We start from the raw sequence: 13,438 nt of genomic DNA on the forward strand, positions 1-13,438 counted from the left end.
GGATGAAAATTTACTCTTGTTGTGGCAAAGAATCTATTACGAAAAAGTATTTCTGTTCAGAATGCGGCAAATCGGAATTTGAAGAAAAAGAAGTTTCCGATTCAGGAACAGTTTATAGTTTTACCAAAATTCATATCGCTCCAGCTGAATTTGCAGACATTGCGCCTTATAACGTGGTGTTAGTCGACTTGGATGAAGCAGATGCTAAAGTTACCACGCGAATCGAGGAAGATGTGAAGATTGGTGACAAAGTAAATTTAGATCGAATTGAAAACGATGCGTATATTTACAAGCGGGTTTCTTAATTAGTAACTAAAAAGCTTCCACCTAGGCAAAATATGCCTAGGTGGAAGCTTTTTTCAAGAACCTAAACTCGCAATAATCCTCTAAATCCTCTGGCCCCGTAATACGAATCGGCTCCATTATGATATAAGAAGACTTGGCCATAACGGAAGTCACAGAACAAAGCACCGCCGCGATCTCTCACCTCTGCCGGTGTGGACACCCAACTAGATGTTTTGGAATCAAAAGTGCCAAGCTTTTGCAACGCGCGGTATTGCTCTTCGGTTAAGAGTTCAATGCCCATATTTGAAGCCATGGTTACCGCATTATTGTCGGGTTTGTTTTTCTTTCGTGCATCGAGTGCTTTCTGATCGTAACAAATGCTTCTACGGCCACTGGGACTTTCTGCGGAACAATCATAAAAGATGTATTCGTCGTTTACTTGGTCAAACTCTACAACATCAGGTTCTCCACCGGTCCTTTCCATTTCAAAAAGTGCCCATAATTTGTCCGAATGAGCTTCTAGTTTTTCTTGAATCGGTTCCCACTCGATTGATTCGTGACGGTTCATGTTTTGGTTGAAACGGTCTTTCAAACTAGCTAATAATTCATCACGTTGCTCGGTAGATAAAGCATTTTGCTTGCCCATATGACATGCCTCCTTTTAGTTTTTATCTGTTCAGAATAATCTTATTTAATTGTGCACTGATAATAGAAGTTTGGCAAATAGTTTTAAGTAGAAACTTGGGTGCAGATTTCTCAATATTTTCACCGACTGTCCTTGACTTTCAAATGATAACGATTATCATTATTAATTAGAGACAAAATGATGAAAGAGGGATATCCGTGAAAAAATCACCATTTCTACTATCTTCCATACTACTAAGCGCTGCACTAGTTGGTTGTGCACAACAAGAAGCAAGTCCACAACCTGAAGTAGCTGCAGAAACAATAGATTTACAAACAGAAGTAGACGCTTATAAAGAATTTGCGATAGAGCAAATGAATGAATTTGTTTTAGAAACTGAGAAGTTCACAGAAGCTGTAAAGAGTGGAGATATTGAAGAAGCAAAAGCCCTTTATCCTATAGCTCGCATGTACTTTGAACGTTCGGAACCAATTGCCGAAAGCTTTGGCGACTTAGATCCGCGTATTGATGCACGCCTCGCGGATGTGAAAGAAGCTGGACAAGGCGAAGAAGAGTGGTCTGGTTATCATAAAATCGAATATGGCCTTTGGGTAGAAAATACAACAGAAGGCTATGAAGAAATAGCAGATCAACTATTAACAGATACAAAAGAATTGCGAGCACGTGTTGAGACGGTGGAAGTTACACCAGACTTGATGATGACTGGTGCAGTAGATTTGTTAAATGAAGTATCTACTTCAAAAATCACTGGAGAAGAAGAAATCTTTTCTCATACTGATTTATATGATTTCCAGGCAAACGTCGAAGGTGCAGAAAAAATCTTTCGTATTTTAGAACCGGAAATCACAGCTAAAGATGAAGCATTAACAGACAGCCTTGAAACCAAATTCGATGCCTTATATACATTATTGGACAACTATAGAGTAGGGGAAAACGGCTTTGTATCTTATGAAGAATTAACTGCTGAAGACACAAAACAATTATCATCTGCAGTAAATCAGTTAGGCGAACCCCTTAGTCAAATGGGTATCATAATGGAGTGAATAAAATGACCTCAACAGATGAAAAGTGGCTAGAAAAGAAAATATCCAGACGTTCTATGCTGAAAATTACTGGAGCTGGAGCGGCAGGAGTTGCGGTTCTCGCTTCTGGTATGGGCGGTATCGCCAAAGCCTTTGGTTTTGATATTCTTGATGATGATCAAACAGCCGAAAACAAAGTAAATTTTTATGGGAAACATCAGTCAGGCATCACCACAGCTACTACTTCTCACGTTTACTTTGCCTCTTTGAATGTGCTAGTAGAATCACAAAGTGAGTTGCAGGATTTGTTTAAAATGTGGACACCTTTAGCCGTACGTTTAATGAATGGTGAGCAACTTGAAGAAGTTTCACAAGGTGTATTTACGCCACCAAAAGATACGGGCGAATCGTCAGGGTTAAATGCTTCGAATTTAACGGTGACGTTTGGTGTTGGACCTTCGCTGTTTGACAATAAAAAACTTGGTTTGAGTGGTATAAAACCAACAGAACTAAACGATTTGCCCCATTTTCCGCAAGACCAGCTGGATGAAAAGATTTCAGGTGGAGATATATGCATACAAGCATGCGCAGATGATCCACAAGTCGCTTTTCATGCTGTGCGAAATTTAGTGCGTGCAGCATCAGGAAAAGTGACGCTCAAATGGACGCAGACAGGATTTACATCGGTACCTAAAGTAAAAGATAAAAAAGAAACGCCACGAAACTTGTTTGCTTTTAAAGACGGTACGGTAAACCCAGACACGAAAAGTACAACCGACATGAAAGAAGTCGTCTGGGTACAGCCGGATGAGTCGAAAAGCTGGATGACGAACGGAACTTATTTAGTGGTCCGCAAAATTCAAATGCATTTAGAAACATGGGATCGAACTTCCTTACAAGGGCAAGAAGCAACGTTTGGCAGACATCGTGATAGCGGTGCTCCGATTGGCAAGAAAAATGAGTTTGATGAAGTTGACTTAGATTCAAAAGATGCGACAGGCAATCCTCACATTCCCGTTGACTCACATGTCGCTTTAGCACGAACAGTAAAAGACCAGATTATGAGAAGAGGATTTTCTTATTCAAGTGGTTTGGTTGATGAGACGGGTGCATATGATGCCGGTTTGTTATTTATTTCATTCCAGAAAAATCCACAACAATTTATCAATATCCAAAATGCAATGGGGCGCGTCGATAAGCTGAACGAATACATTACCCACCGGGGTAGCGGTGTTTTTGCTTGCTTCCCAGGGATTCAAAAAGGGAGTTATATAGGTGAGAAATTTTTTAATACATATTAAAATTTTACTTCTTGTCTTTAGCATTCTGCTCGTTCCTGCTCATACTCTTGCTGCTGAACAATCTTTTGGCTCTTTTTATGTATCGATTACAGATGCTATTATGAGTACGCAAAATGGCGATGATGCAAAAGCACTTAGCGCGATTGATGAGTTTCAAAAAGAATGGCAACAACTGACGGTTACAGAAGGAACCCAATCCGAAGCAGTTACAGACGCGCTTAAAAACGCTTCCAATGCACCAGCTGGTGATGAGCGCTTGGCCGCCTTAACTACATTGTCAAAAGCACTAACTGCTTATGAAAAAGCTGAAAATCCAGTAGATGAAGAAGCAGGGCGCCAAGAATTTTTACAAGCGATGGAGCCTTTTGTGGCTGATTTAAAAGTAGCAGTTGAGACTGGCGATAAAGAGAGAATTCAAGAAGCCTACTCGGTTTTTCTTGCTGGATGGGGAAAAAACGAACGAGTTGTTCAAGCACAAAGTATCACAGCTTATGGCCAAATCGAAACGCAAATGTCCTTTATGCGAATTTCTTTAGCGGGTGATGAGTTTGACGTTGCCGCGTTTAATGAACAAACGACAGCAGTCGAACAAACCATTCAAGAATTTGGAGCAGGGAATATAAAGGAAGCGAAAGCAACAAACGACTACTCACTTGCAACATTAGTCGGTTTGTTGGATGACAGTGAAAATGCAATTCAACAAGAAGAATACACACAAGCTGCAGACACGTTAAAAAAATTCATCACCATCTGGCCAACAGTTGAAGGTGATGTGCGAACTAAAAATGCCAGCTTGTACAGCGAAATTGAAGCAGAGTTACCGCTTCTTGTTAGCGAGTTAACACGCGAGAACGTACAGCCAGACGCAGTGAGTGAAAAACTAGAAGCATTCAAACAACAAATCAATTTTATTCAACAAGATACCGAATACAGCTTTTGGGACTCGGCATTGATTTTACTCCGGGAAGGATTAGAAGCGTTGCTAATTATTTCGGCACTGATTGCCTTTTTGAAAAAAGCGGGTCAACAGCATATGCAGCATTATATTTACGGGGGAGCGGCTGCTGGAATTGGTGTCAGCATCTTAGCTGCAGTTTTAATGTCTACTTTGTTCCAATCAGGAACAATTGATGCGAGCCGTGAAGTAATGGAAGGCTATGTTGGACTTTTAGCAGCAGCCATGATGCTCGGGGTTGGCGTATGGTTACATAGCAAATCGACTGTCACAGCGTGGAATCGGTACATTTCAAAACAAATGAACCAAGCTTTATCCAACCAAAGCGTATGGGCAATGGCGCTACTTAGTTTCTTAACCGTATTTAGAGAAGGCGCAGAAACAGTAGTCTTCTATATGGGGATTGCACCAAAAATGTCGACAGTTGATTTTAGTTTAGGAATCGTCTTAGCATTACTAATCCTTGTCGTGGCGGCATTCTTTTTTGCAAAAGCGAGTAAAAAATTACCGATGCATTTATTTTTTGGTGTCGCAACGATATTTATTTACTTACTAGCGTTTAAAATCATCGGTGCAAGTATCCATACATTGCAATTAACCAATGTCTTACCAACGCATATTATTGCGGATCTACCAGTGATTAATGTGATTGGATTTTACCCATCAGTTGAAACCTTAAGTGCACAAGTCGTTTTAATAGTGCTGATTGGAGCAACAATTATTTATAAAAAGAAACAATCTAGTACAAGCACAGTTGTAGTAGAAGGTTAAAAAAAAAACGGAATTCCTTTAAGGATTCCGTTTTTTTCATTTTCTTTATAAAATATGGAGCTAGGGTTTTACTGTCTACTCTTTTTCAGTTAAGAACGTAATGATCAAAAATAGGAAGAACGCAAGCAATAGTAAACTACCGCCGACGATGAAAAAGATAGTAACAAAAGTCTCGTTCCAATGGAATGGATTTAAGTTATATATCCACATACCGCTAGTTAACGCCAAAGCACCAACCATTGCAAGTACACTATGTATGGCGACTAACTTTTTGAACCGAATGGTATAAACGCGGTAGAAAATACCCCAAGCAAATACGGATAGCCAACCAACGAGCAAAATATGTGCATGAACTGGACGTAATCCATAATCCATTTCGCCGGCCATTTTAGATCCCAGAAACGTACCAAACAATCCGAAAACTGCTGAAAACTGTATTAAACGAAGACTCCACTTTTTTTCCATGGCAATACCTCCAATTGATAGTAGTTTTTGTTTGAAATCCAAAAAGGTGAGAAGAAACTGTTAACACCATTACTTACAATCATATCATGTACCCTTGCATTAATTTTATGAACAATTAGCAAATCAAAATTATGGAAAGGAAGGGGGCAGTTGATAAGAGTCGTTAGTTAGTAAGATCAAATTCTATGATTTGTTCTTCTGCGAGTGTTTCGTAACTATTAATATCTCTAGATTCACTTAGCGCAATCCGTATTTTTTCTACTTTCGCCGGATCGGTTTTAATGACCACGCCAACTTCACCCTCTTTGCTGACAGGACCATAATAATCAGCATCTTGAGCTTCGTCATAATCGATAAAATCTTTCCAATCGTAAGCAATGTCAAATTTTTCTTGTTTGCCTTCTGCGAATAACACCACTTCATTAATGCCACTAAAAGCTACATCTTGTTCGATAGTGTTTTCTGCATGGAATTTAATATAGAAATAAGTAAACTCATCACTTATGGGTTCATCCGTATACATATTGTTAATGTCGAATTGTTGGTCTTCTGATACATTGATTGCTTTTTTAAACGATAACTCTTCCAAAGTTATATTGATTGGGTCTGCATCATATGTTTTATTCTCGGCCACCACTGAAAGTACTTCGAAAGTTTGTTCGGACTGGTTTTCGGTAGTTTCATTGCTCGTCACATCAGAACCTTCTTCATCAAGAAAATCCTCTAATTGTGAGATGTTAGCAAAAAGTGCTTCTTCTAAGTTTTCATCGTCAATAATTTTGAAATTGCCATTTTCATCTTTTTCCAAGTTAAATTCAACTGTTCTAGTAACGAGTGCAGCATCTTCAGCTGTGATATATTTCAACATGATTTTTTCAGTCATTTCTTCAAATGCTTTTTCGGTTTCAGGAGTATCTTCTTCAAATGCATTGGCAAATGCGAGAGGCATAATTTCAGCCATGGTGCTTGTCATTACAAGTCCCATATCAAGTGAAGTGATTTCGGCTTTTACGATAGCTTTATCTTCATTAATAGACACTTCTTCAAGGTTTTCAAATTCATAGTCTTTTGAAATGCTTTCAATCACTTTCATTGCCAGCTCTTCTTCTTCCTTGTTGAGGTCCTCATCCGCAGTGCTGAGGCTATCGGTACCGCCTTGAACCAATGTCCCTGCTTTTTCAAAGTCATTTTTTTGAATCGCTGATAAAAATTCATCCACCGTAGAGCTCGGATCCTCTGCTCCGCAGGCAGTCAAAAAAGTTAAGATACCAGCACTGATCAATAAAGAAATTAAAATTTTGTACTTTTTCATATGTATAACATCCTTTCGTCTCGACCCATTACAAATACAGTAAATGGTATCATTTATTGGTTTATATTGTAAGGGTAAATAAGAAGAAAGTTATTTAGCATAGGTTTTGCAGAGTGCAGAAGGGATGGCAATGAACAATAAAAAATAAAGGCTTTCCAAAGTCCAACTCGACCATGAGAAAGCCTTTATAGATTTACAACTTTATGATGATTCGTCTAGTTAGCATTCGAATGAACAGAAGCAATAAAGCAATCAATACTAACGAGCCGCCAATCGATAGTGCAATGCTAGTGCCGGCAGAGTTATAAGGAATCCATGGTACGACAGAATTGTTAACCCAGAAAAAGCTATTGAGACTTAATGCAGCAATTGCAATAGCAATAAAACCAAATCCAATGATCCAACCAAATCGATAATAACCAATTCCAATTAACCAGCCAATCAAATAATAAGTGGTTACGTTTAAGAAGAAAGTTGATATGGCTAACAACCATCCCGATGATAAGTCGAATACGGTGTCGGTGTTAGTATTGATAGGCAAATGCACAAAGCTAGAAATCACGTACTCGATGCCAGTAATTGCAAGGGGGATAAGGGTTACTGCTAAAGCCAACATAAAGACTGATAGGACTGTCCCAATGTAAAGGTCTTTGCGTGTAATGCCTTGTTGAACAAACTGGCCCATAAATCCATAGGCTGAAATAATCCCACAGACTAACAGAAAAATAGCGACAGAGTAACTCGAGAAAACGAAAAACTCTTGAATGCGTGAATCGTTTATTGACACAATTACTAACCCAATGATATGAGCAATAGTAACAAAAGAGAAAAACCATAAGCTCCATTTCAACTGTTCAGTAAAGAGGTCAACTGCAACTTTTGGGTAAAGTTTAACTGGCTTCATGTTAATGCGCCTCCTCTGTTAAATGAATAAACAGATCTTGTAATGATACGGGGCCAACTTCTAAACCTTGATCTTGGGCTGTAAGTCGATCTTCTTCGCTCAATGCACCATAAGTCATAACCGATTTAGTACCACCAAGCTTTTGTTCATTCAAAAGCTTCATGCCAGACACAAAATCATCGACTTGGTTTGCCGCGCCTGTAATTGAAACGCCTTGTGCAGAAATACTTTCATAATCATTATCCAGCAGCAAACGTCCTTCATGGATAATCACAACGTGATCAAAAAGATAATCCATTTCTGAAACGAGATGAGTCGAAAGAATAAAGGTGCGAGGGTGTTCAACTTGATCTGCTAAAAGTTCTTCATAAAAAATGACGCGGGTCGGAGCATCCATGCCAAGGTAAACTTCATCAAAAATAGTTAGCGGCGTGCGACTGGCAAGTCCAATAACGACGTTTAATGCTGCCTGCATACCTTTAGACAGTTTGTTAATCGGCTTATCTAGTGGTAGCTTAAAGCGCGTTAGCAAACGGTATGCATAGTCTTTATCAAAGTTCGGGCGATAGCGCTCTGAAAACTTCAACATTAATGGGATATTTTCGTATTCTTCTTCATAGTTTTTTGTATAGATAAAAGAAACTTGTTGCATTTTATCCGCGTTTTCAAAGACAGGTTCGCCATCGATTTCAACCTGTCCTTGTGTCGGTTCACGGAATGCTGCTAGTAAGGAAAGCAGGACAGTTTTGCCAGCGCCATTGCGTCCAATAAGACCATAAATCTTACCAGGCTCAAATGTTAAAGAAACATCTTTTAACGCTTCCAATTTACCGAATTTTAACGTGACATTGCTCAATTTAGCTTCGACAGCCATCAAACTTCACGTCCTTTCGTGTTTTTTATTAGTTCGATGATTTCAGCTTGTGTAATACCAAGCTTGTTTGCTTCTTGGACAAGACCTTTCACATAACTATCGACAAATGCCTCTTTCCGTTGGCCCATCAATATTTGTTTTGCGCCTTCTGAAACAAACATACCAATACCTCGTTTCTTAAATAAAATACCTTCTTCTACTAACTGATTGACTCCTTTAGAAACGGTAGCGTGATTGATTTTATAAAAGTTAACAAGTTGGTTGGTAGAAGGAGCTTGATCGCCTTCTTTTAATTGATCATTAACAATTTGATCTTCGATTAATTCACGAATTTGCAAAAAAATTGGCTTATTCGAATCAAACCCATTACTCACTAAAAACACCTCCTAAAATAAAAAAGTAGTATGGTTATATACTTATGTGTATAACCATACTACTTTACGGGAAGATTGTCAAATTATTATTATAATTTTCTGTTTTTTTATTACAGAAAAAAATTCCCACCTCATTATTGCTTGAAGTGGGAAAGAAAATAGAATAGAGAGGTAGCTAGACAGCCAAAAACTACTCGATCTTATCTGCCAATTTTTCTTTACTCATCCAAATTGCTGTTAAAAGTGCGAGAAAAGCAGGAACGATAGCCCAAAAGAAAGTGCTTGATATTGATGAAGATAAAGCAGCTATCAATTGATCTGTAATTTCGGCAGGAATATTTGCACGTCCTTCAGGAGAAAGAAGCGCGCGCGAGTCTCCTGAGAATTTGGCTGCCTCAGCACCAAAACTTTCCGTTAAGTTGCGTGTAAACAGTTGGCTTTGAATTATCCCAAAAACTGTAATGCCAATTGTCATGCCGAATGTCCGCAAAAAGCTGACTGTAGACGTTGCTGCACCGCGCTTGCGAATCGAAAATGGATGGATTGCGGCTGAAGGGATTACCGAGAACGACGCACCAATACCAAGTCCAACGAGAATCATAAATACAACAACCATAAATTTAGAAGTATCGACTGATAACGTTGCGAGTAAAATCATTCCAACTGTCAACAAAGCAAGTGTAGGAATCAAAAACGAGCGATAGTTAAATTTCGTCATTAAAGCTCCACCGATTGAAGCACTGACAACTGATCCGACCATCATCGGAAGTAGAACAAATCCTGCATTCGTCGCGTTGCCACCTTGAACACCTTGAATATAAAAAGGAATATAAACAGACGCAGTAATAAATGCAGCACCACTAAATATCGAAATAAGTCCGCTTGTTGCAAACAAGCGCTCTTTAAACATATTAAAGTCGATAACAGGTTCTGCCGCGCGACGCTCAGCTATGATAAAGACGATTGTTAACACTGCAAAGCTAGCGAATAAGCTGAAGCTTTGAGGAGATACCCAAGCGAATTCTTTGCCGCCAAGTTCAACTGCGAACATTAAAGACACAACTGCTCCCACTAAAGTAAAAGCGCCAAGCCAGTCGATTTTTTGCTTCGCATGCTCGAGAGACTCTTTATAGAAAAATGCGACCATGACAAAAGCGATTAAACCAAGGGGAATGTTAATATAAAAAACCCAAGTCCAGTCGATGTATTCTGTAATATAGGCGCCAAGTAATGGACCGAAGACACTAGAAATTCCAAATACAGCACCGAACATGCCGCTCATTTTACCGCGATGCTTTAAAGGCACAACATCAAACATAATCGTGAATGCAATTGGCATTAATGCACCGCCGCCAATTCCTTGAATCGCGCGGTAAATGATTAGTTCATTGATGGTATCGGCAGTACCACATAGAACCGAACCAATCATAAAGACAACCAGGCCAAAAATGAAAAACCGTTTACGCCCGTACATATCCGACAGCTTACCGAAAATCGGCATCCCTGCCATTTGTGCGACTAAATAAGCGGAGGTCACCCAAACAAATTTATCGACTCCGCCAAGCTCTCCGACAATTGAGGGAAGAGCAGTCGTGACAATTGTGTTATCCATCGCTGCTACTAAAATGGCCAGCAGTAATCCGCCGATGACCACTTTAATATTACTTTGTTTTTTGTTATACATCCTATTCGTCCTCGATTCTTTTAAACTGATAAAAGCTATACATAGCATAATCCTCTACTTACTAAAAACACAAATTCAAACAGCAATAGCTTAAGAAAGATGATTAGTTTCAGCTTCGATGGGTAAACAACAAGTAAATCTTTGGAAGCGGAGTGATCAAAATGGCGAGAAAAGGAACAGCAGGCAGAACGCAGGATCAACAATCAGCACCTACAGAATCAGCAATTGATAAAGTAGTGAAGAAAACAAAAGAAGCTCTCGACGGTGATAACGAAGCAACAGATTATGATGAAGCAACAGATGAAATGAAACAGGCGAAAGATCGTTCTAAGCATGTTTCCCCTAAAAACGAATAAGGTTAAAGTTGATTTGTTTACAAACTATTCAGACTAGTCATTTACAAATATTGTTTTCTGTATTACAGTGACAATAAGAAGCGTATCGGTACAAGACAATAGTTGTTCGATACGGTGAAATGTTACCTTTCTACACTGCCTAGTCTGCCTAAACTTCGTTTCGGAAGTTGTGTCCGTAGATATAAGCCAGTTCATCCAGACAAGCAGTTTTGCTGTTGTCTTTTTGGACTGGCTTTTTTGCATGGTGTTTGTACGAAGTTGGTATATCCACCAAATCCAGTGAACATAATGACGAAGAGTTAGGGAGAATATTGCACAGCAACCATTAAAAAAGGGGCGATCAATCATGGACTTTTCATTCACTCAAGAACAAGAAATGTTGCGAAATACAACACGCGGATTTGTGGATAAAGAAATTATGCCTTATATCGAAGAATGGGACCGCGCAGGTAAATCAGACCCTGCGATTTACGGAAAGCTTGCTGACCTGGGATTGATGGGTGTTTGCATTCCAGAAGCTTATGGCGGCAGTGGCATGGATTATAATTCACTGGCGATTGTTTGTGAAGAGCTTGAACGTGGAGACACCGCATTTCGGACGGCGGTTTCAGTTCATACGGGGTTGAATAGCTTGACCATTTTGCAGTGGGGAACAGAAGAACAAAAGCAACAATACTTAATCCCGCAAGCAAAAGGCGAAAAAGTCGGAGCTTTTGGATTGACCGAACCAAGTGCTGGTTCAGATGTGGCGGCGATGAAATCGACCGCTGTAAAAAAAGATGATCATTATTTATTAAACGGACAGAAAACGTGGATTTCGCTATGTGATGTGGCAGATCACTTTATTGTATTTGCTTATACAGGGAACCAAGCAGAAAAACACAATGCAATCTCTGCATTTATTGTGGAACGGACATGGCCAGGATTTTCTTCTAAAGCGATTAAAGGCAAACATGGAATTCGCGCAGGAAATACAGGCGAACTGTTTTTTGAAGATGTCAAAATACCAATAGAAAATTTGCTAGGCAAAGAAGGAGAAGGGTTTAAAATTGCGATGTCAGCTCTGGATAACGGACGGTTCACCGTTGCGGCAGGAGCAGTAGGGCAAATTATGGCATGTCTAGAAGCGAGCGTTAGTTATTGCCGACAACGCCAGACGTTTGGCAAAGAAATTGGGCGTCACCAACTTGTTCAACAAATGATTGCCAATATGGAAGCTGGCTTTCAAATGAGCCGTCTACTCGTCTATCGTGCGGGCGAATTGAAAAATCAAGGGAAGCGTAATACACGAGAAACTTCACTGGCAAAATGGCAAGCGTGTGATTTTGCCTACAAAGCAGCAGATGATGCGTTCCAAATTCATGGTGCTTATGGTTATTCTGACGAATACCCAGTAAGTCGCTATTTACGCAATTCAAAAGCTCCAGTTATTTACGAAGGAACACGTGAGATTCATACCATTATGCAAGCAGAATATGTTTTAGGCTATAAAGAAGACAAAGCCTTATCGCATACATTGCCAGTTTGGGAACAGCAAAGTAGTGTCAGTGAATAATGTCAGTAGAACTAAACTTGACTGAATTTTCTATTTCCTACGACTACTTAAAGGGGCCTATAGGTTATACTATAAGAGAAAACTTTTCATCTTTCATATGCCACACTAAGCAGATTAAACTGTTCACATGCTTAATCTTTACAGCTAAAGGGTAGTCTTTCAGTAAGAAAGACTGCTTGGCAGTTTCAAAAAACCATACAAAGAGGAGAATGATGATGGAAATTTTAAAACGATTTAAAGATATTATGACAAGCAACATTCATGCACTTTTAGACAAAGCGGAAGATCCAGAGAAAATGATTGACCAATATTTGCGTGATTTGAATAGCGACTTAGGAAAAGTAAAATCAGAAACAGCGGCGATCATGGCGGCTGAAAAACGTGAACGTCGTGAACTAAGTGAAGTTGAAAAAGAAATGGATGACATGCAGCGCTATGCTGTAAAAGCATTAGAGGCAGGTAACGAAGACGATGCACGTAAATTTTTGCAGCGTAAAGCCGAACTTTCGGAAAAACTAACAGACAAAAAAACAGCTGTCGAACTAGCCGCTGCCAATACCCAACAAATGCGCCAAATGCATGACAAGTTGGAATCGGATATCGGCGAACTTGAATCTCGTCGCTCAGAACTAAAAGGCAAAGCAGCTGTGGCGAAAACACAAAAACGCATGAACGATTTTGCTTCATCCGTCGATGGGGCGGGCGAGCGAATTTCTGCTTTTGATAAAATGGAACAAAAAATTAACCAAGAACTTGATGAAGCCAATGCTATGTCGGAATTAAATAAAAGCTCGGGAACGGATATTAAAGATTTAGCATCGAAGTATGACAGTGATTCATCTGTCGACGATGAGTTAGAGTCGCTAAAAGACGGGATCAATGTAGACGATGAGTTAGCGGCATTAAAAACACAATTAGGCAAAGACCAATGAGT

14 protein-coding genes are annotated in these 13,438 nt (G+C 39.5%); 7 read left to right on the top strand and 7 right to left on the bottom strand.

From position 1 onward, the window contains the following. Window positions 1-2: 2 nt before the first annotated feature. A complete protein-coding gene (locus GPDM_RS04235; protein ID WP_008429290.1) occupies window positions 3-305 on the top strand; it encodes a Zn-ribbon domain-containing OB-fold protein in 303 nt (100 codons plus the stop codon). Between the two features lie 62 nt (window positions 306-367). Here the strand turns inward: GPDM_RS04235 and GPDM_RS04240 are convergent, their stop codons facing one another. Then, complete coding sequence (locus GPDM_RS04240; protein WP_008429293.1) at window positions 368-931, bottom strand: DUF4256 domain-containing protein; 564 nt, start codon at window positions 929-931, stop codon at window positions 368-370. Window positions 932-1,128: 197 nt separating this feature from the next. Here GPDM_RS04240 and efeO point away from each other — a divergent pair, with 197 nt between their 5' ends. The 3 genes from efeO to GPDM_RS04255 are packed head-to-tail and all read left to right on the top strand — an operon-like array spanning window position 1,129 to window position 4,980. Then, on the top strand, window positions 1,129-1,974 hold the full coding sequence (gene efeO, locus GPDM_RS04245) for an iron uptake system protein EfeO (protein WP_008429295.1): 846 nt from the start codon (window positions 1,129-1,131) through the stop codon (window positions 1,972-1,974). Window positions 1,975-1,979: 5 nt separating this feature from the next. Beyond that, the gene (efeB, locus tag GPDM_RS04250) at window positions 1,980-3,254 is read left to right on the top strand and encodes an iron uptake transporter deferrochelatase/peroxidase subunit (protein ID WP_008429296.1); all 1,275 of its coding nucleotides are present in this window, start codon (window positions 1,980-1,982) and stop codon (window positions 3,252-3,254) included. After that, window positions 3,229-4,980, top strand: a complete 1,752-nt coding sequence (locus tag GPDM_RS04255; RefSeq protein WP_008429297.1) for an FTR1 family iron permease — start codon at window positions 3,229-3,231, stop codon at window positions 4,978-4,980. The genes efeB and GPDM_RS04255 overlap by 26 nt, the downstream gene beginning before the upstream one ends. A 75-nt stretch (window positions 4,981-5,055) precedes the next feature. Here GPDM_RS04255 and GPDM_RS04260 read toward each other — a convergent pair whose 3' ends face one another. The 6 genes from GPDM_RS04260 to GPDM_RS04285 form a co-directional block, all read right to left on the bottom strand. Continuing rightward, window positions 5,056-5,445 carry a hypothetical protein gene (locus GPDM_RS04260; RefSeq protein WP_008429298.1) on the bottom strand — a complete coding sequence of 130 codons (390 nt, stop codon included), beginning with the start codon at window positions 5,443-5,445 and terminating at the stop codon, window positions 5,056-5,058. 163 nt (window positions 5,446-5,608) lie between these two features. Then, window positions 5,609-6,757, bottom strand: a complete 1,149-nt coding sequence (locus GPDM_RS16300; protein ID WP_008429299.1) for a DUF4878 domain-containing protein — start codon at window positions 6,755-6,757, stop codon at window positions 5,609-5,611. Window positions 6,758-6,950: 193 nt separating this feature from the next. Then, on the bottom strand, window positions 6,951-7,661 hold the full coding sequence (locus GPDM_RS04270; protein WP_008429300.1) for a hypothetical protein: 711 nt from the start codon (window positions 7,659-7,661) through the stop codon (window positions 6,951-6,953). Window position 7,662: 1 nt separating this feature from the next. Then, window positions 7,663-8,535 (bottom strand): ATP-binding cassette domain-containing protein, encoded by an 873-nt coding sequence (locus GPDM_RS04275; RefSeq protein ID WP_008429301.1) that lies wholly within the window; start codon window positions 8,533-8,535, stop codon window positions 7,663-7,665. Then, window positions 8,535-8,909, bottom strand: coding sequence for a GntR family transcriptional regulator (locus tag GPDM_RS04280; RefSeq protein WP_008429302.1), 375 nt, complete (start codon window positions 8,907-8,909; stop codon window positions 8,535-8,537). The genes GPDM_RS04275 and GPDM_RS04280 overlap by 1 nt, the downstream gene beginning before the upstream one ends. 190 nt (window positions 8,910-9,099) lie before the next feature. Then, window positions 9,100-10,593 (bottom strand): MDR family MFS transporter, encoded by a 1,494-nt coding sequence (locus GPDM_RS04285; RefSeq protein ID WP_008429303.1) that lies wholly within the window; start codon window positions 10,591-10,593, stop codon window positions 9,100-9,102. A gap of 161 nt (window positions 10,594-10,754) precedes the next feature. On the opposite strand from GPDM_RS04285, the gene GPDM_RS04290 reads away from it, so the two are divergent. The 3 genes from GPDM_RS04290 to GPDM_RS04300 all read left to right on the top strand — a co-directional run bounded on the left by GPDM_RS04290 (window position 10,755) and on the right by GPDM_RS04300 (window position 13,436). After that, window positions 10,755-10,949, top strand: a complete 195-nt coding sequence (locus GPDM_RS04290) for a hypothetical protein (protein ID WP_008429304.1) — start codon at window positions 10,755-10,757, stop codon at window positions 10,947-10,949. Window positions 10,950-11,295: 346 nt separating this feature from the next. Further along, a complete protein-coding gene (locus tag GPDM_RS04295; RefSeq protein ID WP_008429305.1) occupies window positions 11,296-12,504 on the top strand; it encodes an acyl-CoA dehydrogenase family protein in 1,209 nt (402 codons plus the stop codon). Window positions 12,505-12,719: 215 nt separating this feature from the next. Beyond that, window positions 12,720-13,436, top strand: coding sequence for a PspA/IM30 family protein (locus GPDM_RS04300; protein WP_008429307.1), 717 nt, complete (start codon window positions 12,720-12,722; stop codon window positions 13,434-13,436). Window positions 13,437-13,438 lie beyond the last annotated feature (2 nt).

This window comes from Planococcus donghaensis MPA1U2 (assembly GCF_000189395.1).
Classification (GTDB): Bacteria; Bacillota; Bacilli; order Bacillales_A; family Planococcaceae; genus Planococcus; species Planococcus donghaensis_B.